25 protein-coding genes and 2 pseudogenes are annotated in these 24953 nt (G+C 34.4%); 12 read left to right on the plus strand and 15 right to left on the minus strand.

Features of this window, described 5'->3' with window-relative positions; translation table 11 throughout:
• Position 1: 1 nt before the first annotated feature.
• A complete protein-coding gene (gene pgsB / locus HMPREF2864_RS09740; RefSeq protein WP_070545520.1) occupies positions 2-1159 on the minus strand; it encodes a poly-gamma-glutamate synthase PgsB in 1158 nt (385 codons plus the stop codon).
• A 506-nt stretch (positions 1160-1665) separates the two neighbouring features.
• Between pgsB and HMPREF2864_RS09745 the strand changes: the two genes are divergently transcribed.
• A complete protein-coding gene (locus HMPREF2864_RS09745; RefSeq protein WP_002460459.1) occupies positions 1666-1992 on the plus strand; it encodes a hypothetical protein in 327 nt (108 codons plus the stop codon).
• Between the two features lie 29 nt (positions 1993-2021).
• Here the strand turns inward: HMPREF2864_RS09745 and HMPREF2864_RS09750 are convergent, their stop codons facing one another.
• Complete coding sequence (locus tag HMPREF2864_RS09750) at positions 2022-2993, minus strand: alpha/beta hydrolase fold domain-containing protein (protein ID WP_002460461.1); 972 nt, start codon at positions 2991-2993, stop codon at positions 2022-2024.
• Between the two features lie 298 nt (positions 2994-3291).
• Between HMPREF2864_RS09750 and HMPREF2864_RS09755 the strand changes: the two genes are divergently transcribed.
• The gene (locus tag HMPREF2864_RS09755) at positions 3292-4257 is read left to right on the plus strand and encodes an L-lactate dehydrogenase (protein ID WP_002460462.1); all 966 of its coding nucleotides are present in this window, start codon (positions 3292-3294) and stop codon (positions 4255-4257) included.
• A 355-nt stretch (positions 4258-4612) separates the two neighbouring features.
• On the opposite strand, the gene HMPREF2864_RS09760 is transcribed toward HMPREF2864_RS09755, so the two are convergent.
• Both HMPREF2864_RS09760 and HMPREF2864_RS09765 read right to left on the minus strand, forming a co-directional pair.
• Positions 4613-4945, minus strand: a complete 333-nt coding sequence (locus tag HMPREF2864_RS09760) for a thioredoxin family protein (RefSeq protein WP_002492415.1) — start codon at positions 4943-4945, stop codon at positions 4613-4615.
• Between the two features lie 35 nt (positions 4946-4980).
• The gene (locus HMPREF2864_RS09765; protein ID WP_002460464.1) at positions 4981-5385 is read right to left on the minus strand and encodes an acyl-CoA thioesterase; all 405 of its coding nucleotides are present in this window, start codon (positions 5383-5385) and stop codon (positions 4981-4983) included.
• 212 nt (positions 5386-5597) lie between these two features.
• Here HMPREF2864_RS09765 and HMPREF2864_RS09770 point away from each other — a divergent pair, with 212 nt between their 5' ends.
• Positions 5598-6653: a zinc-dependent alcohol dehydrogenase family protein gene (locus HMPREF2864_RS09770; protein ID WP_002460465.1), complete on the plus strand. Its 1056-nt coding sequence runs from the start codon at positions 5598-5600 to the stop codon at positions 6651-6653.
• A 176-nt stretch (positions 6654-6829) separates the two neighbouring features.
• Here the strand turns inward: HMPREF2864_RS09770 and HMPREF2864_RS09775 are convergent, their stop codons facing one another.
• The 4 genes from HMPREF2864_RS09775 to HMPREF2864_RS09790 all read right to left on the minus strand — a co-directional run bounded on the left by HMPREF2864_RS09775 (position 6830) and on the right by HMPREF2864_RS09790 (position 10795).
• Positions 6830-8569, minus strand: a complete 1740-nt coding sequence (locus HMPREF2864_RS09775) for a pyruvate oxidase (RefSeq protein WP_070545522.1) — start codon at positions 8567-8569, stop codon at positions 6830-6832.
• Between the two features lie 51 nt (positions 8570-8620).
• A complete protein-coding gene (locus HMPREF2864_RS09780; protein ID WP_002460467.1) occupies positions 8621-9313 on the minus strand; it encodes an LrgB family protein in 693 nt (230 codons plus the stop codon).
• A complete protein-coding gene (locus HMPREF2864_RS09785; protein WP_002478601.1) occupies positions 9310-9699 on the minus strand; it encodes a CidA/LrgA family protein in 390 nt (129 codons plus the stop codon). Before HMPREF2864_RS09785 ends, HMPREF2864_RS09780 begins: the two co-directional genes overlap by 4 nt.
• 217 nt (positions 9700-9916) lie before the next feature.
• Positions 9917-10795, minus strand: a complete 879-nt coding sequence (locus HMPREF2864_RS09790; protein WP_002478600.1) for a cidABC operon transcriptional activator CidR — start codon at positions 10793-10795, stop codon at positions 9917-9919.
• 171 nt (positions 10796-10966) lie between these two features.
• Here HMPREF2864_RS09790 and HMPREF2864_RS09795 point away from each other — a divergent pair, with 171 nt between their 5' ends.
• Together HMPREF2864_RS09795 and HMPREF2864_RS09800 are read left to right on the plus strand one after the other, a co-directional pair.
• Complete coding sequence (locus HMPREF2864_RS09795; RefSeq protein ID WP_002478599.1) at positions 10967-11182, plus strand: sterile alpha motif-like domain-containing protein; 216 nt, start codon at positions 10967-10969, stop codon at positions 11180-11182.
• Positions 11183-11493: 311 nt separating this feature from the next.
• Complete coding sequence (locus HMPREF2864_RS09800; RefSeq protein ID WP_002460471.1) at positions 11494-11928, plus strand: CHAP domain-containing protein; 435 nt, start codon at positions 11494-11496, stop codon at positions 11926-11928.
• 131 nt (positions 11929-12059) lie between these two features.
• Here the strand turns inward: HMPREF2864_RS09800 and HMPREF2864_RS09805 are convergent, their stop codons facing one another.
• The gene (locus HMPREF2864_RS09805; RefSeq protein ID WP_002460472.1) at positions 12060-13349 is read right to left on the minus strand and encodes a hydroxymethylglutaryl-CoA reductase, degradative; all 1290 of its coding nucleotides are present in this window, start codon (positions 13347-13349) and stop codon (positions 12060-12062) included.
• A gap of 2 nt (positions 13350-13351) precedes the next feature.
• Positions 13352-14506 carry a thiolase family protein gene (locus HMPREF2864_RS09810; RefSeq protein ID WP_002460473.1) on the minus strand — a complete coding sequence of 385 codons (1155 nt, stop codon included), beginning with the start codon at positions 14504-14506 and terminating at the stop codon, positions 13352-13354.
• A gap of 120 nt (positions 14507-14626) precedes the next feature.
• On the opposite strand from HMPREF2864_RS09810, the gene HMPREF2864_RS09815 reads away from it, so the two are divergent.
• On the plus strand, positions 14627-15796 hold the full coding sequence (locus HMPREF2864_RS09815) for a hydroxymethylglutaryl-CoA synthase (RefSeq protein WP_002460475.1): 1170 nt from the start codon (positions 14627-14629) through the stop codon (positions 15794-15796).
• Between the two features lie 206 nt (positions 15797-16002).
• Here the strand turns inward: HMPREF2864_RS09815 and HMPREF2864_RS09820 are convergent, their stop codons facing one another.
• Positions 16003-16566, minus strand: coding sequence for a TetR/AcrR family transcriptional regulator (locus HMPREF2864_RS09820; RefSeq protein WP_002460478.1), 564 nt, complete (start codon positions 16564-16566; stop codon positions 16003-16005).
• Between the two features lie 140 nt (positions 16567-16706).
• Between HMPREF2864_RS09820 and HMPREF2864_RS09825 the strand changes: the two genes are divergently transcribed.
• The 5 genes from HMPREF2864_RS09825 (at position 16707) to HMPREF2864_RS09845 (ending at position 19496) form a co-directional block, all read left to right on the plus strand.
• Positions 16707-17438: an ABC transporter ATP-binding protein gene (locus tag HMPREF2864_RS09825; protein WP_002460479.1), complete on the plus strand. Its 732-nt coding sequence runs from the start codon at positions 16707-16709 to the stop codon at positions 17436-17438.
• Entirely contained in the window at positions 17435-18520 is a 1086-nt protein-coding gene (locus tag HMPREF2864_RS09830) for an ABC transporter permease (RefSeq protein ID WP_070545524.1), read from the plus strand. Before HMPREF2864_RS09825 ends, HMPREF2864_RS09830 begins: the two co-directional genes overlap by 4 nt.
• 470 nt (positions 18521-18990) lie before the next feature.
• Positions 18991-19122: a beta-class phenol-soluble modulin gene (locus tag HMPREF2864_RS09835; protein WP_037545387.1), complete on the plus strand. Its 132-nt coding sequence runs from the start codon at positions 18991-18993 to the stop codon at positions 19120-19122.
• Between the two features lie 49 nt (positions 19123-19171).
• Complete coding sequence (locus tag HMPREF2864_RS09840) at positions 19172-19303, plus strand: beta-class phenol-soluble modulin (RefSeq protein ID WP_002478595.1); 132 nt, start codon at positions 19172-19174, stop codon at positions 19301-19303.
• Positions 19304-19364: 61 nt separating this feature from the next.
• Entirely contained in the window at positions 19365-19496 is a 132-nt protein-coding gene (locus tag HMPREF2864_RS09845; protein WP_002460486.1) for a beta-class phenol-soluble modulin, read from the plus strand.
• A gap of 79 nt (positions 19497-19575) precedes the next feature.
• Here HMPREF2864_RS09845 and HMPREF2864_RS09850 read toward each other — a convergent pair whose 3' ends face one another.
• The 4 genes and pseudogenes from HMPREF2864_RS09850 to HMPREF2864_RS09865 form a co-directional block, all read right to left on the minus strand.
• Positions 19576-20097, minus strand: coding sequence for a methylated-DNA--[protein]-cysteine S-methyltransferase (locus HMPREF2864_RS09850; RefSeq protein WP_070545528.1), 522 nt, complete (start codon positions 20095-20097; stop codon positions 19576-19578).
• 32 nt (positions 20098-20129) lie between these two features.
• Positions 20130-21083 (minus strand): annotated as a pseudogene (locus HMPREF2864_RS09855) (CorA metal ion transporter family protein).
• 29 nt (positions 21084-21112) lie between these two features.
• The gene (locus tag HMPREF2864_RS09860; RefSeq protein ID WP_002478592.1) at positions 21113-21592 is read right to left on the minus strand and encodes a hypothetical protein; all 480 of its coding nucleotides are present in this window, start codon (positions 21590-21592) and stop codon (positions 21113-21115) included.
• Between the two features lie 478 nt (positions 21593-22070).
• Positions 22071-24225 (minus strand): annotated as a pseudogene (locus HMPREF2864_RS09865) (MMPL family transporter); the annotation flags it as partial.
• Between the two features lie 150 nt (positions 24226-24375).
• Here HMPREF2864_RS09865 and HMPREF2864_RS09870 point away from each other — a divergent pair.
• Entirely contained in the window at positions 24376-24927 is a 552-nt protein-coding gene (locus HMPREF2864_RS09870) for a TetR/AcrR family transcriptional regulator (RefSeq protein ID WP_070545532.1), read from the plus strand.
• Positions 24928-24953 lie beyond the last annotated feature (26 nt).

Below are 24953 nucleotides of genomic sequence, written 5' to 3' on the forward strand. Positions count from 1 at the left end.
TTTATTCTATCCCTTCTATAAATTCTGCTATTCTTCCACCTGGTCCATGAATGTTGCCGACACAAAATACAAGGGCATGTTGTGATTCTTTAAGAATCGTTCTTTCTATGTCTGCAAACGGGGCACCTTCTAAATTCAAATAGCGTTTATTAGGTTGTGATTGCATCTTATCTGTCACCATTTGCGTACTCTTTCCAGTGCAAATGAGTGTGTCATAATCTACTTCAGCAATAAAGTTTTCAACGAATTGTCTCGTTCTATCCACTCTGTCTGAGCGACAGTTTAAAATTACAATCTTCTTGCTGTATGGATAATCGTAACTTTCCACTTTATTTAAAATCGCTTTCGTAGATTGTGGTTCGTTAGCGGCAAATGCATTAACAAAGACGTTTGTTGTGCTATTTGCTTGGAAATATTTAATTTCTACCGCACCAGGATCAGGTGGTGCGTTAAGCATACCTTGCAGTGCTGTTTGTTGATCAATACCTAAAGCCTGGGCTACACCTAAAGTAATCGCCACATTATCTGGAAAGACAAGATAGTCAAATTTTCTCAAATAGGACTCTGGTACTTTTTCTTTATCAACAACAATTAACTCTGTTTTGCGCTTGCGTGCTTCTTTAGCAAAAAATTTAGTATACTTATCTTGCATTATGACTAATTTGCCGTTATATGGAATTGTTGCAGTGAAAGCTTGCGCCACATCTTGCAACGTTGGTCCTAAGACATCCATATGGTCTTCCATAACATTAACAATGACACCAATATTGGCCATAACTAAATCATTTTGAAACGTGATTTGATAATCTGGATTAACTGCCATACATTCATTAACAAGTGCCGTTGCACGTTGTTTTACCACTTTGCGGATAATGTCTCGTTGTTCCCCAATATTAGCTCCTTGTGGCTTTCGAATGACTGGATATTCTTTATCTGTAAACCAATACAGCATTCTGGCATCCGTACCAGTTGTCTTACCTACAACTCTAATGCGATCTTCACGTAGAACACTGTAAACCATCCGTGTGATTGTTGATTTACCTCTTATACCGTTAATATTAATTCGCACTGGAATTTTATTAAGTCGGTTGGTATGACGCCGTTTTTCTTTAATTCCTAACCATAATATAAGCGAGACGCAAATTATAATGAGAATCAATATTATGTACCTCTTTCCTTGATTTTCTACTAGCTGTAATAAATAGGTAGATAAATGAAAAGGCGGTCATAACTTCGACGATGCTTTTCACTTCGTACATTCCCGTTATGCCACCTATGCTGTTTTTAGTGTGTTGAACAAGTCACAACACTCTATCTCAATATGTATAGTTCAACTTAATTTTCTTTTAAGATGAAAACATCTTACATTAAGAACCCTCCCAATACGCCTAATATTATCAAACGGTTGTTGAGCGCGTTTTAAAAACTTTAATTTTTTGTTAAGTATAAATTAATATTTGTAAATTTTCAAATAAAATCGTTTCTATTTAAATTGTTTTTAAGTAAAAACTACAAAGATAACTTTTTTAATATAGTAATTAATCAAATAAAAAATATTTACTTAACCTTTACATTATCTTAAAGATGATATGTTACGTTAAACATGAGTTAAATGGGATTAGAATGATGACTTAAATTTAAGGATGAAATCTTAGGAGGAACAAAATGGCTAAGTCTAGAAAAATAGTGATTAGCATTTATCTAGGAACCGTTTTTATCGCATGTACAACTTATCTTGCATTAATTCTCATTGGTAGTTTACAAGGAAATGATATGAGTAATTCTGTACTTGATACCGATCATCGCTATATTAATCATTACAAAGAGGCAGCAAAATCTGATACATCTAATGGCACTTCTAATCACTCTCTAAATCACAGTAATCAAAACAATTGGCTTTCTCACACTATGATGTCCCAAATCAATGATGATAATACCTTCAAATTAATTACCCAACCTAAAAAAGCAACTTCTTCTTATCTTGATAACTGATAGGTTGAAGTTGCTTTATAATTACATGTCTATTTAATAATTGTTTTCACTTGTGCAAAGAATTTTTCTCGTTCAGGAATTGGAAAAATCGGATAGATATGAAATAAATTGTAACCTGGATAGAAGTCGTGAAGAATGCCTTGTTGATTTAACAATTTAGATAAACGTAGTGCATCAGGATATAAAGTTTCTTTAGTACCGATAAAGATTGAAATTTTGCCAAGTCCTTGTAACGTGCCATTAATTGGAGATATTTTATAATCTTTAATAGCTGTTTTTCCTGCCCACAATTTAATAAAATATTTTGTTCCATCAATGGCAACCATTGGATCTACTTTTTCATATTTTTGAGTATCTGGATTGCTAAATGTGCCATCCAATACTGGTGATATCAAAATAATATGTCCTGGTTGCGCAAACGTCGTCTCTTCTTTTAAATATTGTGCAAATGATAAGGCAATTTGTCCTCCTGCCGAATCTCCCATAAGAATGAGTTGTTCTGGATTCTTAACCGTAGTCAATAACTTATCATAAAGTCGATACAATAAACTAAATGTCGTACGATAATCACGGTGTGGCACTTTCGGATAAACGGGCATCACAACTTTAGCATTTAAACAGCCTGCTAAGGTATCGATAAAGTCAAAATGTTGTTCAAGTGGATCTTGAAACCATGCACCACCGTGAATATAAAGAATCGTTTGTTGTGTAATATCTTGATGATCATTAATGATATATACAATTGAGCCACTGTCATCTTTAATAGTAACTGAATGTTTAAATTCATACGTCGTTCCACTATATTTTCCTGCCGTTATATCTTTCATTTCTTCTATAGCTTCTTTGGCGTTTTCCACTGATTCAAAAGGTTTTCTCACTCTAGTTAAGCGCAAATATTGTTCAAATAAAAAGCTTCGATAACTTCTTTTTTCTCTAAATTTAGCAAAAACCAGTGTTCCAAGCACTGTGGAACATAATATGCTAATCAATTGTTTTTTCATTAAGAAGCTCCTTCCTATATGTTACATTTCTAGTTTAATACATTTTTGACGATTATTTTAATGAATTTCATTAGTACATGGTTTTAAGATGATAATGTGAAGTAAATAGTAGCATATTGGCGACCTTTAAAGAGATGATTCATTAATTTCAGATGTCTACCAACGTAACATGTAGTTATTGCACGATACAATAAACCAAAGTTAGTAGTATCATATTTTATTTTTATAAAATTAATGATAAAATCGAACTAATTAACTTTATGTTATAACCATTTCAATAATGAGGAGGCTTAATTTGATGAAAAGAAATAAAATTGTCTTAATTGGTAGCGGACATGTAGGTTCTTCCTTCGCTTACGCCCTAGTATCACATGGATCAGCCGATGAACTTGCTATTATCGACATTGACACTGAAAAGGCTGAGGCTGACGTTTGGGATTTAAATCATACTACCCCTTTCAGTCACAAACCCGTCAGCGTTTATATTGGTGATTATAGTGACTGTCAAGATGCAGATATTATCGTTATCTGTGCGAGCGCATCTTTACCAAAAGGAGAAACACGTCTCAAATTATTAGAGGATAATGTAGAAATCTTTGTGCCAATGGTGCAAAAAATTGTAGATCAAGGGTTTGATGGCCATATTATATTACCGTCAAATCCTGTTGATATTATGAGCTATGTCGTGAAAAAAGTATCTGGATTTCCCAAATCAAAAGTTATTGGAACTGGAACATTGCTTGATTCGTCACGATTCCAATATTATATTGGTCAAGCTCTAAATGTTGCACCTCAAAGTGTTTATGCGCCTGTTGTAGGTGAACATGGTGATTCTCAAATTGCTGCATGGTCTCATGCACGCGTTGCTGGAGAACCAGTTTTACCGATGTTACAACAACGCTACGGTAATAACGTTGATGCTGAAGTACAACGAATTACTGAAATCACTAAAAACGTTGGCTATGATATCTATGTACGTAAAGGCACAACTTGCTTTGGCGTAGCACTCGGCATTTTACGTGTTGTTGAAGCAATTTTAAATAATCAAAATATCATTTTAAACGTCTCTAGCTATGTTGAAGGAGAATATGGTCTCACTGATTTATATATAGGTACACCAACACGCATCAATGGTGCAGGTGCACAACAAGTTATTGAACTCAAACTCACAGAAGAAGAACAACATCAACTACAACAATCGGCAGCTGTTATTCATGACTATCAACAACGTGCAGATGCATTAATAGAAAAATTTAAGAAATAAGGAAAGATAAATATACTGGAATATATCCCCAAATAATAGGGCGCGTGACAGCATTCATTATGAATTCGTAATCCCGCCCCGGCAAGAATGGCTAAAATTGGAAAAAGCTTGCTATCATCCTATTTTCAATCCAGTCAACGACTGCCAATATAGTGTTTATAGCCTAAAACATAATGATGTTACAGACTATATAACTATAAAAAATAGCTATGAATAAATCTATCGTCTCAGATTTATTCATAGCTCATCTTAGTATGTTTATAATCAATACGCCGTATGATATGGCGAAATCCATATCTGATAAAAAGATTTTAGCGCTGCAATTTAGTCCATTACATTTATGTAACAAACTGTTTTATTTATACTCTATATTATCATTTAATTCTACCAGTTGACGCTCAAATCTTTGCATGTCTATGAAACGTGCTTGTCTATGCACTTCCTTACCTTGGAAGAAGATTAGATCTACCGGCACTGTGAATATAGATAACTGCCTAGTGATATCTTCAACTTTGTTCTGATTAATCACCCCTAATTTAACACGGGGGAATTGTTGTATTAAGTCATCTAATTGTGGCAGTACAGCATAACAGACGCTGCAACCTGACTTCATTACATGTAAGACGCATAGTTGATTAGCGTCAACAAATTTTCGGTATTCATAAATATTTGTTAAGTTTTCATACACGATGTTCACCCCATGTTTATGATGCACACAGTTACTTATTTTAATATTTTTTGAAAAACTGTGGGCATTTTAGTGATTCTCTGTTTATCTAAATCATAAAAACATCCAGTTTGGTATCCTACACAATGAACACAATCCGCAGACGCAATTTCAAATTTGAAAATCCATTTTGTGCGACCACTTTTCATAAACCAACATCGTCCTACTGGTTTATCATGAATAGTAATAGGCACTTTATATTCCACTTCTGTCTTCATTAATATTGGTGAAATACCCTGTTTCATCATTTCTGAATAATTCATGTATTGATTAATAAATATCGTACGTAAATCTTCAAACCATCTTATATAAACAATGTTACTTACAATGCCCATCGCATCAATATCGTAACCATTAACTTCAATATCATTTTCAACTACTAATAAACCTTCTTCAGTCATTACACACACTCCTTAAATAATAATATATCTCTATTTTAAGTCGTCGGCACTTAAATTTCATCTACTTGAGTTTTAGTTCCAAAAAACAGCTCACAACATATCGCAAAAGTATATATAATTTATTATATTTCACTACAAATAAATACATTTATAATGGAAAAGATGGTATAATAATTGTGAGAATTTTCACATTTTGATTGGAGGTTTTATTTATGAAAGCTTATAATTATGAAAAACCTGGTGTAGCTAAACTTATTGACAAAGAAAAGCCTGTAGTTACAGAAAGTACAGATGCGATTATTAGAATGGTCAAAACGACGATTTGTGGCACAGATTTGCATATCATAAAAGGCGATACACCTGAAGTTCCTAAAAATACAACATTAGGCCACGAAGGTATCGGTATTGTTGAATCTGTTGGCTCAAATGTTAACAACTTTAAAGTCGGCGACAAAGTTATTGTGTCTTGTATATCATCATGTGGTAAATGTTATTACTGTAAAAAAGGAATCTATGCGCATTGTGAAAATGATGGTGGTTGGATTTTAGGCCATTTAATTAATGGTACACAAGCAGAATATGTCAGAGTACCTTTCGCAGACAATTCGCTATATCATGCACCTGAGTCGTTACCAGATGAAGCATTGGTGATGCTTTCAGATATTTTACCAACTGGTTACGAAATTGGTGTATTAAAAGGTAAAGTTAAACCAGGCAGCACCGTTGCTATTGTTGGAGCCGGACCTGTTGGTTTAGCAGCTTTACTAACCGCTCAGTTCTTCTCTCCTTCAAAAATCATCATGCTCGACTTAGATGACAACCGTTTAGCTACAGCTAAATCACTTGGTGCGACGCATACAATTAATTCAACGCATACTGAAGAAGCGATTAAAAAAGTGAAAGAATTAAATCATCGTGGTGTAGATGTTGCTATTGAAGCTGTAGGTATCCCTCAAACATTTGATTTATGTCAAAAATTGATTGGTGTGGATGGCACAATCGCCAACGTTGGTGTCCATGGCTTGCCAGTTCAATTTGATATCGATAAATTATGGATTAAAAATATAAACGTTACAACTGGTTTAGTATCAGCTAATACAACTGAAGAGTTATTAGAAGCATTAACAACTAAAGTCATCGAACCAGAAAAGCTTGTCACTCACTATAGTAAATTAAGTGAAATAGAAAATGCTTATGATTTATTTAGAAATGCAACGGATCACAAAGCAATCAAATTACTGATTGAAAATGATATCACTCAACCATAAATAAAAAGGGCGCGCGACTGGGATTGAAAAAGCTTGCTATCAGCCTGTTTTCAATCCAGTCAACTACTGCCTATATAATAAGAGCCTAGAACAAAATGATAACTTGCTGCCTTCAATATCTACTTTGAAAGCAACATATCAGTTCATAATGTCCTAGGCTTCTTTATCTTTACTTATTACAAGAATCGTTTCACAGCTACTGAAATAGGCGGAATTTGATCTAAATCAAGATGTTTATCTTCTGTAACTGAACGATATGCCCATTTACCATAACCAAGTGCTTCATCATTAACGATTTTACCTGGTAATGGGGCAGCGTTTGGATCTACATGCACATCAACAATTGTTGGTTGATTTTCTGCTAACGCAGCTTGGACCACATCATCAATTTGGTTTGGATCTTTTAAGACATAACCTTTACCACCAGCAGCCTCAGCAAACTTAGCATGATTCATATCTGAGAAATCAATCGCATATTCTAATTCTCCTGCAGCTTGTTGTTCATATTTAATAAATGATAATTGTTTGTTGTTCATTACAAAAATAGTCATCGGCAAATCATATTGAACAGCTGTAGCAAAGTCTTGCATTACCATTTGGAATGCACCATCACCTACGATAGCTATCGCTTGACGTTTTGGATATGCAATTTTTGCAGCAATTGCACCTGGTAAACCACAACCCATTGTGCCGAGCCAACTTGAAATAATAAATATATTATTTACAGAAAGATTTAAATAACGTGTTGACCATACTGTTGAAGTACCAACATCAATAGAAAAAATGGCATCGTCATTTTTATATTCACTAATCGAACGCATTAAACGTTCAGGACGGATAGGGCTGCTCTCATTACGCATATCTTGATCCATCCATTTATCCCATACGGCTTTACGTTCTAATGTTTTATCTAAAAATGCACGTTTTGGCACATGTTTAATTGTTTCAGTTAGTTGATGTAGCGCAACTTTACTGTCCCCAACAATACCTACATTGATGTCAAAACGATGTCCAATAATTTCAGGATTAGTATCAATTTGAATCGCTTTGATATTTTTCTTCGGTAAATAATCTACATATGGATAGTTTGTCCCTACCATAATCAATAGATCCGCATCTTGCATCGTTTGATATGATGTTTTCGTACCAATTTTACCTAAATTACCAATACTATATGGATGATCATCAGGAATAACTGTTTTCGCAGGTAGTGTGTGGATAACTGGTATTTTTGCTGCTTCCACAAACTCACGTAATTCTTCACGCGCATTTTGTGCACCTACACCAACAAGCATGACTGGTTTCTTACTTTTATTAATTAGTTTAGCTGCTTTTTTAACTGCACGAGGTTTTGGAGATGGTGCTTTTGGACGCATTGTATCAACAGCTTTATGTGTCGTATCTTTGATTTTGTCATTTAATAAATCATTAGGACAAATAACAACCGCTACGCCTTTTTTCTCATATGCCGTACGAATTGCTTCATTAACAACTTCAAAGACATTGTCTCCTTTTTGGATTTGATGACTGTAAACAGATACATCTGATACCATGTCAGTAATATTTGTTTCTTGGAATGCTTTCGTGCCTAACAAACTACTGTTTGTTTGACCTGCTAAAATTAATTGCGGTACGCCATCTAATTTCGCATCATACATTCCGTTTAGTAAGTGAACAACACCTGGACCACCAATACTTAAGGCAACCCCAATTTTACCTGTCATTTTAGTGTAAGAAGCCGCCGCTAAACTTGCAACCTCTTCGTGACGGACATGATAGAATTTAAAAGCATCTCTCACTGTACGTAAATTATCTACAACAGCATCGATTGAATCACCTGGAATCCCATATAAATGGTCAATATCCCAAGCTTGTAATGCTCTCACTAATGCTTCATTTGCTTTAATTTTCGCCATTTTTCAAAATAGCCCCTTTCTTAACTAGTATGAATAAATGTTATATTCCCTTTAATAAAACAAAATAATCATTACTGGTATTAAAATCGAACTGATAACAGCCGTTAATATCATTCCAATGGAGCTAAAAGCACCAGATTCATGGTCTAGCTCAAGGGCTTTGGCGGTACCAAAAGCATGTGATGCATTCCCATATGTTAAGCCTTTGGCAATAGAGGTTTGAAATCCGCCAAACTTAAGCAGCATAGAACCTAAAATACTACCAATTAACCCAGTAGTTATAATAAACATAACTGTAACTGTATCAACACCGCCTAATTCTTGTGAAACTTCGATGCCTACTGCTGCAGTGATAGATCTTGGTAGTAATGTCACTATAGCTTCTTTAGAAAAGCCCAGTAATTTCAACGAAACAAAGACTAACACAAAATTTAATATGACGCCAGCCATCACGCTTGAAAATATAATTGATAAATACTGTTTAATTTTATGTCTATTTTCATATAGGGGATATGCGAGACAAACAACTGTAGCATTTAATAGATGATTAATCCATTGACCACCGATCATGTAAGACTTATAATTCATTCCTAAAATTAATAAGATAGCAATAACTCCAATTGAGCCAATAAGTGCTGGATTTAAAAACGGATTATTATTAAACCGATGTTGTACCCATTTAGCTCCTAAGTACATAATAATTGTAATTAAAATCATTGCCGTTGCTTGAAAAAATGTTGTCATTTACTATTTCCTTTCCCGGTCATGGGCTTTTTGACCATGGTCTCTGCAATATAGCCTGAGATTAACGCAACCAAACTTGTTCCTATTATAATAACGAAGAAAAAGATGACATAATTAAAGTTAATATTAGACACGATATCCATAATACCGACTACAGAGGGTATAAAGAAAAAGACCATTGATTTAAGAAAGAAGTCTGACCCGTCTTTCACCCATTGTAATTTAATAATTTTGAACTGAAGTAAAAAATAAAATAAAATGAGGCCTACAATACTGCCTGCTAAAGGAATATGAAATAGTTGTTGAAGAACATTACCTAAATAACTGACTCCCATTATAATAGCTATTTGAAGCAATAACTTGGCCGTAAAATATGCATAATTCACTTTCATCATTCCTTTCTATAAATTTGTCTAAATTGTTACAGCAATTTTTGCTCATATACTTAATTTTAATTCAATTTTACCTATTATAAAAATATTGTTTTTATATGTTATGTATTACTTTTTTCTATGGAAACGCTCTCTATATACTGTTTATTTAGTCACAATAAAAAACGCACAGAGCCCACTTTAGCTCCAATGCGTTTCGTAAGTTTTCATATTATTTTAAATGTGCTTGCATAAAATCTACCCAGCGTTTAGTTGCATGACTAAGTGTCTTATCTTTCATCCAAATTACACCCAATTCCCAAATCATGGTAGGATTTTTAATATTAACGCTGCTAATGCGATCACTCAACATATTTACAATACTTTTCGGTAAAATACTTACTCCCAGATGTGCAATTAATAAATCTTCAATAAACTTCCATTGCGAAATGTTAGATATTGCATGTGGAATAAAACCATTATTTTTAGCCGCTTCAATAATTTTATCATTCAAATAAAAATCCTCATTAAATAAGATAAAATCTTCATCCTTTAAATCACTCATCAAAACAGACTCCTGTTGTGCAAAGGGATGATCTTTACTAACAACTAGAACGAGTTCTTCTTTGTACAGTGCCAATGAATTGAATCTATGTGCATCTACAGGGAGGGTGGTAATGCCGATATCCAAAGTACCTTTATCTAAATTTTCTTCAATGTATTTGCCACCATGTTCATTTAAATTGTATGTTACGTTCGGATAGAGTTGATGAAACTCTCCTAAAATACGAATAAAATGGTTAACGTTCATTACAGCAGACATGCCTATATTAATATGTCCAGAATCTAGTTGCGATAACCCTTTCATCTCCGCGGGAATTGTACTATATAAATTAAGAATTTCTTCACTTTTTTTATAGAAAATTTGCCCAGCATCAGTCAAAATAAGCTGCCTATTTTTACGATCAAACAATGGCATTTCTAATTCTGATTCAATATCTTTAATGGCCTTACTAATTGTTGGCTGTGCAATAAAAAGCGCTTTAGAGGCGTTAGTCATCCCACCTTGCTTCACTACTTCAACAAAATATTTCATATGCTTAATATCCACTATGCAACCTCCCACTATCATTTAAGCCTATTATACATGAAACAACATTCTAAAATAAATGCAACTTTATATAGTAGTCAGTCATAATTTTTCAATTTAAAATTGTTGTGTTTCAGTTTGATAAATCATGTTATACTCAAAAAGGCTCAATTTGAAAATCGAGGTGATGTATTGAGCTTTTACGAATTTATGCAAAATTTTGTTGGTGATGACACACCATTAGGTGAATTGGTTGCTTGGATGAATCAAGATACCGAATTTCCTAGAGACGTGAAGAGCCAATTAGTAATTATGTCATATTTTCGTGAAAATCCGTGTCCTGAAAACATACCTGTGACAAGTATAAAACGGGCATTATCTGTTTTTAACCAATTCACTAATGTATGATTTCTATATAAACATGGAAATATTCATCTCACCATGCAAAGCTGGGATCTCAATCCCAGAATAATAGCACAAAGATGGTTTGACCTAAATCATCTTTGTGCTTATTTTATAAGCTAAGTACACACATTATTTGTAAATCTTAAATGAAGTATGAAGTTAATTTATTAATACGATTACAGGATGAAACATAATATTGCAGAGACATTACATTTAGTTATATAAATGGTTTCTTATATTGTCTTATACCTTTTAAAATAATATGATAATTACGGTTAATAAAAACTATTGTATATTAGGAGACGCAAATAAAAATGAATTTCAAAAAATTATTCACAAGTATTGTCTTATCTACAAGCATTTTATTTGTTGGTACTTTCACGTACCAAAGCGTTGAACAAACTCACGTTTCACATGCTGCATCATATAATTATTACAATAAACATCAATGTACATGGTGGGCTTTCAAACGTCGTGCGCAAGTTGGTAAACCGGTTTCTAATCGTTGGGGGAATGCGAAAACTTGGTACAAAAACGCAAAACGTTCTGGATATGCTACAGGTCATAAACCACGTCGATACGCAGTCATGCAATCAACTGCAGGTTATTATGGGCATGTTGCCATCGTAGAACGTGTTAATCGCAACGGAAGCATCGTTATTTCTGAATATAACTACAATCGGCCACTAGCATATGGCACTCGAACTATTAGTAAAGGGTCAGCACGTCATTATAACTACATCTATTAATACGTGAATACAAGCTTATTAAGGACACAACTACAGTTACAATAATAAGAACGGCAATTTCTATTGAAATCACTTAGAAATTGCCGTTCTTATTTTATCTATTATGATATTTTACAACATCATGTGCCCATCTATTTCAATTCATCGTTACGACGTAATTGCTTTAATATTTGTGTTGCAACAGTTGTATTAGCACGATCTGTCTTTTTTAGTTCATTTGCAACTTGCTGAATTTCATCACCTTTAGCTCCTACAACAATAGCCAATGATTTATATTGCAAGCTCATGTGACCTTGTTGAATACCTTCTGATACTAATGCGCGACATGCCGAAAAGTTTTGCGCTAATCCTACTGCAGCAACCACATGTCCTAATTCTTGAGCCGAGCCAACATTCAATAATTCCAATGATGCCTTAGCAATAGGTAGTACTTTGGTGCCACCGCCTACCGTTGCCAATGTCATAGGTACTTCTATTGTTCCAATTAGCTTTTGACGTTCTCGATGATATTGCCAAGTCGCAACACCTCTATACTGTCCGGCACGACTTGCGTATGCGTGAACACTTGCCTCTGCGCCACGAGTATCATTACCAGTCGCTAATACAACAGCATGTATGCCATTCATGACGCCTTTATTATGTGTTGCAGCACGATGTATATCTACTTGTGCCAAGACTGAAGCACGTTCCATACGCTTAGCAACTTCTTCACCACTATAATCACCACGATTCAAATCTTCAACATCAATTTCACCCTGTACCTTTACAACAGATGCTGTCGCATGATTAGATAAAATACTCATCAAGATATCATGTTCTGGAAATTCATGTTTTAAATAATTCGTGATAGCTTCTAATATCGTATTCAACATATTAGCACCCATAGCATCCTTAGTATCGACAAATATTTTTAAAGACAAGAATCCATCTTGAGGGAAAGTATCAATATCAAGTCGGCGATAGCCACCCCCTCGAGCAATCATTGAAGGATAGGATTCATCTGCAATCGCTTTAATCTGAGATTCTAGCTGTTTAATCAAAGTGGCTAAAGAAGCGGTATCTTTAACGTTATCGAAGACAATTTGACCAATCATCAATCGTTCACTGATTATCGTTTTAAATCCTCCTGTTCGATTGATGAGTTTAGCGCCATAGCTTGCTGCTGCAACAACAGATGGTTCTTCTACCATCATAGGTACAACATATTCCTTATCATCCACAATAATCTTAGGCAAAAGACCTACAGGTAAAGTTCCCTGTCCTATCACATTTTCTATTAAACTATTTGCTATATCCTCATCGATAAGTGGATGATTAAGCAGAATATCATGTGTTTCTGATGTTATCCAACCATGTGTTTCTAACTGATTTAACTTCTGTGATCGCGTTAAATGTCGAAAATCTTTACTTAAGCTCGTCATGCTTATGATTCCCCTTTTTCAATCATTAGCGCAATACCTAGGCCGCCACCAATACAAGCAGTAGCTACACCCGTTTGCTTTTCTTCTTGCGCCAATGCGTTTACCAATGTTGTCACTAACCTTGCACCACTTGCGCCAATCGGATGACCAAGTGCAATTGCACCACCATATATATTTAATTTATCATCCGGAATATGCAAATTATCTTTAACTGGAATACTTTGTGCTGCAAACGCCTCTGTCATTTCTACAATATCTACTTGATCAATATGACGCTGAGTTTTTTCTAATAATTTTTCAACAGCATAGAATGGAGCATAGCCCATATATTGTGGATCGCAACCAACTTCAGCGTAGTCACCTATCAAGCCAAGTATCTCGAATCCATGTGCTTTAGCATAACTTTCTTCCATCAAGATAAGTGCAGACGATCCATCATTTATACTAGAAGCATTGCCACCTGTGACCGTACCTTGCTCTTTAAATATTGTTTTTAACGTAGCTAATTTCTCAACACTACTATTAGCACGAATACCTTCATCTGAAGTCATTTCATTACCTTCAGCATCGATTAGAGGCACTATTTCATTATTAAATTTTCCATTTATTGTAGCCTGATGCGCCTTTTGTTGTGATTGATTAGCGAACGCATCTTGCATTTCTCGACTAATATGATATTTTTCTGCAATGTTTTCAGCAGTCACACCCATTGGAACATAATGGAAAGCATCGGTTAAACCATCATGCATAAAACTTTCTACAGGGTCTTGTCCTTCTTTTAAAATCAACTGTGGTGCATTTGTCATACTTTCAACACCACCAACTGCCACAACTTTTGCTTCGCCTAATTGTATTAATTGCTTGCCTAAAATAATTGCTTTAAGGCCTGAACCACATACCTCGTTTATTGTCATTGCCGGTGTCGTGTTAGGTAAACCAGCTTTAATAGCAATTTGACGTGCTGGATTTTGACCAACCCCACTTTGAAGAACGTTACCAAAAATGACTTGTTGAATTGTACTTGGATCAATATCAATAGCTTCTACTGCTGCTTTTAAGGCTGCTGTTCCTAGTTCAACTGCTGAATAGTCTCGTAACTTACCTTTGTATCTTCCAATTGGTGTGCGTTTAGCACTAACGATTGCAATATTTCTCATGTTATTTTTCTCCTTATATGTAGATATATATCTTTGCCATTCAAATCGTCAATTTGGTATGATAATGATTAAATATGGCTACCATTTTAATTAAATTAATCGAAAGGATGTAATGCCCATATGAATATAGGTATCGATAAAATTAACTTTTATATTCCTAATTATTTTATAGACATGGTTAAGCTTGCACAAGCACGCCAAGTTGATCCTAATAAGTATTTAATTGGTATTGGACAAACACACATGGCGGTAAGTCCAGTTAACCAAGATATTGTATCAATGGGAGCTAATGCTGCTAAAGATATTATAACAGATGATGACAAAAATCATATTGGAATGGTCATTGTAGCAACAGAATCCGCTATCGATTCAGCAAAAGCGGCTGCCGTTCAAATACACCATCTTCTTGGGATTCAACCCTATGCACGTTGCTTTGAAATGAAAGAAGCTTGTTATGCTGCCACACCAGCGATTCAACTTGCTAAAGATTACTTAGCAACACGTCCTAATGAGAAAGTATTGGTTATTGCTAGTGATACGGCACGATATGGTCTTAACACAGGCGGTGAGCCAACTCAAGGTGCTGGAGCTGTAGCAATGCTCATTTCACATAACCCACGTATTTTAACATTAAATGATGACGCTTTAGCATATACTGAAGACGTTTATGACTTCTGGAGACCAAGCGGTCATCATTACCCACTTGTCGATGGTGCTCTATCTAAAGATGCCTATATTCGTTCTTTCCAACAAGCATGGAAGACTTATGCATCTCGCCAACATAAATCATTAGCTGATTTTGCTGCGTTATGTTTCCATGTTCCTTTTACTAAAATGGGTAAAAAAGCATTGGATTCTATTTTAACTGATACTGATGAAGCTACAGCTGAACGCTTAGAAACTGGTTATCAAGCAGCTACACATTATAATCGCTATGTAGGTAACATCTATACAGGTTCGTTATATTTAAGCTTAATTTCATTGCTAGAGCATCATGACTTACACGCTGGGCAAACAATTGGTTTATTCAGTTATGGTTCCGGTTCTGTTGGAGAATTTTTCAGTGCTACTTTAGTTGAAGGTTTTGAACAACATCTGAATCATAAAGCGCATCAAAATAGTCTTGATCAACGCATCGAACTTTCTGTAGAACAATATGAAGATTTCTTTAATCGCTTTGATCAATTACAGTTTGATCATTCAAAAGAAGCTGCGAGTCAACAAAATCAAATATTCTATCTTGAACGTATTTCTGATAATATTAGACATTATCACACGCCACAACAGTGACCTATAAAATGGGGAGCGGGACAGAACTCATAATGAATTCGTAGTCCCGCCCCGGCAAGGTTGACTAGGATTGAAAAAAGCTTGGTATCCAGCTTATTTTTCAATCCAGTCAACTACTGCCAATACATATAGTTTATAGCCCAAAACATACTTATGTCTCAAACTGTTTTTCCATATAAAATGTTAAAAATTTCTCCATGGCTAACTCAATCAAATACTGTAGTCAAAATATGATTCATAATCATAGCGACTTCTTTCGGCTTTTCTTTTCTTCCTCTCTGCACCCAATCTTGTAATACACCGAAAATAGCATTACTCATAAAAATAATTAAAAAATATTTTTCTTTATGTGTTAAGGTCTGTGTCTTTAAAAATGGAATTAAACGCACTTCAATATTCTGTTGCAAATTGCGTTTAATATCTTGATGAATCATATGCGCACCTTTATCCTCAATCAGTTTTAAAAAAATACTCCCCTCTTGTTCCCAAAAGTTTAAGACATTTTCAAAGAATTGTATTTTATTATCGAATTGAACCTTTAAAATACGCTTTTTAATGCTTTTGATAACCTCTTGCTGGTATGTCATAATAAAATCTTCTTTATCTTTATAATGCAAATAGAAAGTAGCACGACTTACACCACTTGCTTCACAAATATCTTTAACCGATATATCATTATAATGTTGTTCTTCTAGTAGCTGTAACATCGATTCACGTAAACGTTTTTGAGTACGCAATACGCGCTTATCCATCAACTGTTCTTGTTTCATATGGCACCGCCTCTTTAATTTTTTCTATACAAAACATAATAGTGTGTCTAATAAATCAACAATTATTGTTCTACCTTATATCAATTGGTTTATATTTAATATATAGAAATTAGACACTGTGTCAATAAGGAGGAGAAATTATGACAAAAACACCTATTGCACAACTATCACGAGCTGAAAAATCATTCAATAAAGAGCCTGTACTTAATCAAATTAGTCTCACTATCAACCAAGGTGAACTATTAGGCTTAATCGGACCTAGTGGTTGTGGTAAAACTACAACAATTAAATGTTTACTTGGTATGGAAAAGCTTAACTCTGGTTCAGCAACTATCTTTAATCAAGCAATGCCTAATCGTAAAGTATTAAGTCGTATAGGTTATATGGGACAAACAGATGCACTATATGAAAGCTTAACAGCACGTGAAAATTTATTATTTTTTGGGCGTTTGGCTGGCTTAAAAGGCGAAAGCCTAACTGATAATATGTTGGAAGCCATGGACTTAGTAGATTTAATGCATGCCATTGATAAACCTGTTCACACTTTTTCTGGAGGAATGAAGCGACGATTATCATTGGCTATCACCCTACTTTCTAAACCTGAGTTGATTATTTTAGATGAACCTACAGTCGGTATTGACCCAAAATTGCGACAACATGTTTGGCAACAGCTTAAAGACTTAACTCGTAAAGGACAAAGTGTAGTAGTTACAACACATGTCATGGATGAAGCCGAACGTTGTGATAAGGTAGGACTAATTATTGACGGACAATTAGTTGCGCTCGATACGCCATCAGCATTAAAGCAACAATTTAACGCGCAATCTATTGAAGATGTTTTTATTAAAGCTGAAGAGGGGCAAGACATATGAAACTTATCGCAATCATCCAACGTGTAATTAAAGAGCTTTTACGTGATAAACGTACGCTCGCATTGATGTTTCTAGCACCACTGCTTATCCTAACACTTATGTATTTTATTTTTAATGGCAATGATGATGATACGTTAAAAATTGGCGTGGCAGATTCTGTGACGTCAAACATCACGAGCCAACTCGAAACCAAACATACTGACATTCAACGCTTTAGCACGAATAAAGATATAAAAAATAAGATTGAACACTATGATTTAGATGCTTTTGTTTATCAGACCCATCACAAACTTCAAGTTATCTATAAGAATGAAGATCCAAGTAAATCATCGGCAGTAAAGCAAATGATTGGCAAAGCTATTCAACATAATAAAATGTCAGAAGTAACTACAATGATGCATAAGCTGCCACAATCTCAATTGCAGAAAACGAGTAATACATTAACAGTTGATGCCCATTATTTATATGGTTCAGCAGATAGTACCTATTTTGATAAAATGTTCCCAATCCTCATGGGCTTCTTTGTTTTTTTATTTGTATTTTTGATTTCAGGCATTGCTTTGCTACGAGAACGTACAACAGGAACATTAGAACGCTTGTTGGCAACATCTATTCGACGCAGTGAAATCGTCTTTGGTTATCTTATTGGATATGGTGCATTTGCTATTGTACAAACTTTAATTATTGTACTGTTCTCAATTTATTTATTACAAATAAATTTAGCTGGACATCTTGGGTATGTCTTGCTGATTAATATATTATTAGCTTTTACAGCTCTAGCTATGGGTATTTTCATTTCCACATTTGCAAATTCTGAATTTCAAATGATTCAATTTATTCCTATTGTCGCTGTACCACAAGTATTCTTTTCAGGTATTTTCCCACTAGAAAATATGCCTCAGTGGTTAAGTAGCCTTGGATACTTATTCCCACTGCGCTATGCTGGCAATGCATTAACCAATGTCATGATCAAAGGCTTGGGTTGGCAAGATATTTGGTTAGACTTGACTATTATAGTTATCTTTATGCTTGCCTTTATATTGCTAAATATAATTGGTTTAAAACGTTATCGCAAAGTTTAACAATGTGACATCTCGTTACACTAGGTTATAAATAAACATATGTAGCACAAAATTCATTATCTATATTTATTTTTAATTATAATTGCTTGCAACTCTTTTCGTCTTTGCACACACATTTCCAAAGTGTTGCATTTTTGTGCTTTTTCGTTATTTACACTAGATTTACAATCACGCTAAACCTTTGATATTGAGATAATTACAGCGATTTTTACTATATTCCTAACTGTTATAAGGTTGACACTTTTGTACTGATAAACATAACTTAGGCACAATTTCACTAAATCTACAAAATCTACTCTATAATTTTAGATAGTAAGAGGCACACAATAAAGGAGGTAACTACAATGATGATTGCAGATATTATTGGCGGTATCATTAAGTTGATCAAAACTTTAGTTGATACATTCCGCAAAAAATAGTTTTTAAATAAGGGAAATTAGGACTAATACTATATAAAGGAGTGGATTTACATGTCAGGTATCGTAGATGCAATTACTAAAGCAGTACAAGCAGGTTTAGATAAAGATTGGGCTACAATGGCTACAAGCATTGCTGATGCAATCGCTAAAGGTGTAGACTTTATCGCTGGTTTCTTTAACTAAAATATAAATTGAGACTTTAACAATAATCGTAAAAAGGAGCGTTTACAATATGTCAGGTATCATTGAAGCAATTACTAAAGCAGTACAAGCAGGTTTAGATAAAGATTGGGCTACAATGGGCACTAGCATTGCAGAAGCACTTGCTAAAGGCATTGACGCAATTTCAGGCTTATTTGGTTAATCTCAAATATAATAAATAATACTATTTAAAATAAAAATATTTTTAAAGGAGCGAACATATCATGGACGGAATTTTTGAAGCAATTTCTAAAGCAGTACAAGCAGGTTTAGACAAAGACTGGGCTACAATGGGTACTAGCATTGCAGAAGCACTTGCTAAAGGTGTAGACTTTATTATTGGATTATTCCACTAATATAATGTTCTAAATCTTTGAAAGACCATTCAACAAGCACTTTAACTTGTTGGATGGTCTTTTTATGCCTTTGAGATAGTTAAGGCTTTGTGCTGTACTTAGGTCGGTAAAGTGCCGACATGTTGACGCCTTCAAGTTGTAATAATTTTATTTTATTATCAATCGTGCCGCCAAAGCCAGTTAAGCTTCCATCTTTACCAACTACACGATGACATGGCACAATAATAGAAATGGGATTCCTTCCTACTGCACCACCGACTGCTTGTGCTGACATATGTGACTTCCCAAGCTGTTTCGCTATCTTTGTTGCCTGTTCTCCATAGGTTACAACGTGGCCATATGGAATTTCACTTAACAATTGCCAAACCTTTTGCTGAAATGGTGTCCCTTCTGGTTTTAATTTCAGTGAAGACTGTGGCTTTTCCCCTGAAAAATAACAATCTAACCATGCTTCAGCTTGTTGCAAGATAGGAACGTTGCCAGTCTGTATCATTTCATCAGAGCAAGCTTGATTAGCAAATAAAACTTGGGTTATTGATTCACCGTCTGATAGAATTGTTAACGGCCCTACTGGTGCATCATATTTCATAGCGTATGTCATCAGCATACCTCCTTCTCACTAGCATCACTGCGTCATAGCCAATCTTTCTTTTTAAAAAATAAAATTAACGTTATAGTTACTATAAGCGAAATACCGATAAAAGCAAAGTAACTATAATGCCAGTTGAGTTCGGGCATATATTTAAAGTTCATCCCATACCAACCTGTTAAAAACGATTACGGGAAGAAAATCGAAGAAATGATAGTTAAGACGTTCATCACACGATTAATTCGATTAGAACGATAAGATTCATTATTATCTTTAATATCGTCCGTAATTTGTTCGCATGAAATTAACGTATCACGTTGATGTTGTAACCGACTGTGAATATGTTTAAATAACCAGCGCTGTTGTTGTGCAATCGTATACATATCCTCGTCAACAACTTGTGCTAATAGTTGTTCCATAGGAATTAGCACTCGTTTTAGCTTTATAATTTCAGAACGGATATCATAAACATCATCCATCAACTTCTTATTGTTAGTACGGTCAACATTTTGATTTTCAAATGAAAAAACGCGATCCTCTACTTCATCAATAAATCGAAAATAATTTTTAGTAATAATATCTATGAGCTGAAGCGCCAAATCATCTGTTGACTTAATATCCAACTGCTGTTGTTGCCATGCATTTTGTAACTGGTTAATCGCATCCAGCTCCGTACGATGAATGGTAATCATCCACTGTTTATTGACATGAATACTCATTGGATGCGCTGAAAAGTTATGATCATCAATCGCATGCAATAATACATATGTACTTTGCTGTTGCTCATTTAAAATAAATTTCGGCCGACTCATTAAATATACGGATTCTTCAATATGACGCTCAATTAATGCAAAACGTTCTGTGATTAGCTTTTTTTCTTCGGCTGTTGGATTTACCACATCCATCCATTTTAACGATGCTGCTGATGGAACATTTTCCCAATTCGTCGTGCTCACGCATTGCTGCTGATCATTTTTATAATGTATTGTTATAGTCATAATTTTGTTCCTCTGTATATTATTCTGTGCTAATCTAGATTAATATCATAATAATTGATTAAATGATAGCCTTTATTCTTGGCATACTCTATTGCTAAAAATTCTAAAATATTAATGAATGCGGGTTCATTTTTAACATTAATATATTGAAATTTAAGATTAAGCGCTTCGGCTGTAATTAGCGACGTGTCAGTAACATCTAATGTTTTAGTTGCAGCAAGCCCTTTTTTAAATTTAGCTGTACCAACACCAGATTTTAAGTTAAACTGTCCTAGTTTATAAGCTAAATCTCGTGTAATAGGTTGGTATCCTGTAGAATAGCCACCTGATTGTCCAACAAAGATTGGCGTTTTATTATCAAATATGACAAATACTCCATATTTATCCGCTACTTCCTCACGATCTTCCTTTGAAAATGTGAGTGCCTTCTTTTTATCATATTTGAATAACTTTGAAAGTTGTTTATCATTGTCTTGCAACATTTTGTCTATTTGTTTTGTGCCTTTCATCATGCGTCCCCCTATTATTTGACTACTTATATTCTGATACCCTTTATCATTACCATCAAACGCTCTGTGCTTCTCGCATAATAGAAACCCTTCAAATCTGCATATGATTTGAAGGGTTAAAATTGCTATTTTTTATTTTGTTTTAGTTGTTGTGCTATAAGTTCGTTTAATTGTTTTATATTATCACTTTGTGTCTGTAACAATTGTGTTATCTCTAATTCACTTTGATTATACCGACTGTCATCAAAATGATCTGTTTGCTGTTGTTGATAATTTTTTAGCGCACGATATAAGAAATGTGTATCATGTGTACGTTGCTGAATTGCGTGATACAACTCATACGTCGGCTGGTCTACTTGAATCATACGCATGGATGATTGATTTAATTCTTGTGATGATGCATTTGGAGTAGACGTAATATTAAATGACTGTGTATAGTTTTCTGTATGGCGATATTGTTGATAACTATCACCACTTGGTGTCTTCATACTTTCTAATGCATGACCTTCAATGTCTATGTGTGGAATAATGCGGCTTAACCAACCTGGTAAATACCATGATGCCTTACCAAATAATTGAGTTAGTGCTGGAATAATCATCATACGCACAACAAACGCATCAAAGAGCACACCAAATGATAGTGCCATACCCATTGATTTAATCATTACATCTTCTTGGAATACAAATGCAAAGAATACACTAAACATAATGAGTGCTGCTGCAATGATTACAGGTCCGCTTTCTTTTAATCCCACTTTAATGGAATAGGCATTATCACGTGTTTTACTATATTCTTCATGAATGCGAGACATTAAGAAGACCTCATAATCCATTGCTAGACCGAATAAAATACCTATTGTGATAACCGGTAAGAATGCTAACATTGGCCCCGTTGTTTCAACACCGAAAAGACCTTTCATAAAGCCGTCTTGCATAACGAGTGTCGTAAATCCTAAAGTGGCCATTAAGGATAGTACAAATCCAAGAACTGCTTTTAATGGGATAATGATAGATCTAAAGACAATCATTAACAGTACAAATGCTAGAATAACAATCACACCTGCAAAGAGTGGAATAGCTTCGTTTAATTTCTTAGACATGTCTATATTAATGACACTTTGTCCTGAAATTTCTGTTTTAAAACCATACTTATCTTTGGCGTCTTTATTATAATCGCGCAAATCTTGTACTAAATCATTCGTTGCTTCAGTATTTGGACCTTTTTTAGGAATCACTGCCATAAGTGCATAATCATTGTTTTTACTCATTTGAGGTTGTGATACAACATCAACGTTTTTCATGTCACTAACGTCTTTATACAATGATTTTAAGTCTTTCTGTAATTGCTGAGGATTATCTTTTTGATCTTTTACATTGATCAACATTGGTATTTGGCCATTGAAACCTTCACCAAATTTATCTGAAATAATATCATATGCTTTTTTCTGTGTCGTGTCACTTGGTTTCACACCATCATCAGGTATCGCTAACCGCATATGACTCACAGGTATCGCTGCTGCCACTAAAATAATTAAACCTAATAATACAGCAGCTAATGAATTGCCAACTACAAACTTAGACCATGGTGTGTCAACATGATTCTTAAATTCTGATTTGGTTGTTTTTGGCTTGATTTGATTATGAAAAATACTAATCAACGCTGGCAATAAAGTCAATGCGCTAAACACAGCAAACGCGACACTTATTGCAGACGCAAATCCCATGACAGATAAGAAATCAATGCCTACTAACGATAAGCCACAGACCGCAATTATAACTGTCACACCAGCAAAGATAACTGCACTACCCGCCGTGCCAACTGCTAAACCAACACCTTTGATATAATCTGTTTCCGTCTTCATCACTTGACGATATCGGAAAAGAATAAATAGCGCATAATCAATACCCACTGCTAATCCAATCATTACCGCCAGCGTCAACGTTACATTAGGTATATCAAATGCAAATGTTAATAAACTAATAATACCTACACCACTACCTAGACCAATTAATGCACTGACAATAGGTAGACCTGCTGCTATAAAAGAACCAAATGTGATTAATAAGACAACGAAAGCCACAATCACACCTACAAGTTCAGACGAACCGCCAACTTCATTTGTTTGCATGCCATTACCAGTGAGTTCTGTTTGTACATTATGGTCATCTCGTAAATCTTTTAAATGATCTTTCACGTTATCGCGTGATTTATCCGATAAAGATGTTGCTGATTTGTCATAAGTAATTTCGGCAATTGCCGTCGATTTATCTTTACTAATTTGTTTTGTTTGATATGGATCTGATATTTTATCCACATGTTTATCGTCATTCTTAATATCTTTCAGTGTTTTTTTTATATCTTTTGTCATACTTTTTGAGACGATACCATTATCACTTGAAGATTTTAAAACTACACGTATGGATGCCTTTTCACTATCTTGGTTAAAATGTTTTTCAATTTTATCATTAGTATCTAGTGATTTTAGACCACTCATTTTAATATCATTATCAAATTTAGGTGCGTTAAACGATAATGGAATCATAATTGCCGCCAAGATAACAACCCAAGCTATCAAACTTGACCACTTGTGCTTCGCTACAAATGTGCCTAATTTATATAAAAATTTTGCCAAAGTATTGCCCCCTTCTAAAATCAACGTTATAGTTTAACTATACATTGTAGATTATTTAACATGCCAATATGTTACATTCTTTTGCTCTGTATTTAAAGTCATAATTAATGATATATGTATAGATAAACTACGGTTTGGAGTGAATTGTATATGAACCATAATGATTTGAGAGTTATAAAAACGAAAAAAGCATTATCTCATAGCTTATATGAATTATTAGAAAAGCATATGTTTACAACGATTTCAGTCAACCAAATTTGTGATAACGCTATGGTACATCGCACAACGTTTTACAAGCATTTTTATGATAAATATGATTTACTAATCTACTTAATCAAATTATTAACTAAAGATTATCTTGCAACGGATATTAAAGAACGGCTCAACAATCCTTTTAAAACCATTTACACAACTTTTCAAAATAAAGCCGAATTGCAACGCATTCAACAAAAGCAACAAGATGATAAAGAATTTGAAAAAGTTGTGTCGAAATTTATCATTGATACTTTAAAAAATGATATTAAAGAAAATCAACATCGCATTATCGTCGATCGTGCTGTTCCAGAAAGTTTAATTTTTTATATTTATGGCTCGACGTTAGCAGGTTTTGTAGAATGGGCTAGATGTGAAAATCCCAATATGGATGCGGATAAGATGGACAAAATATTTCATAAAGTTGTCAATTTAAAAATCCGTGATTAAAATTGAAGCTTCTATTAATAACGTAT

The sequence above is a fragment of the Staphylococcus sp. HMSC059F04 genome (assembly GCF_001812565.1).
Lineage (GTDB): Bacteria > Bacillota > Bacilli > Staphylococcales > Staphylococcaceae > Staphylococcus > Staphylococcus lugdunensis.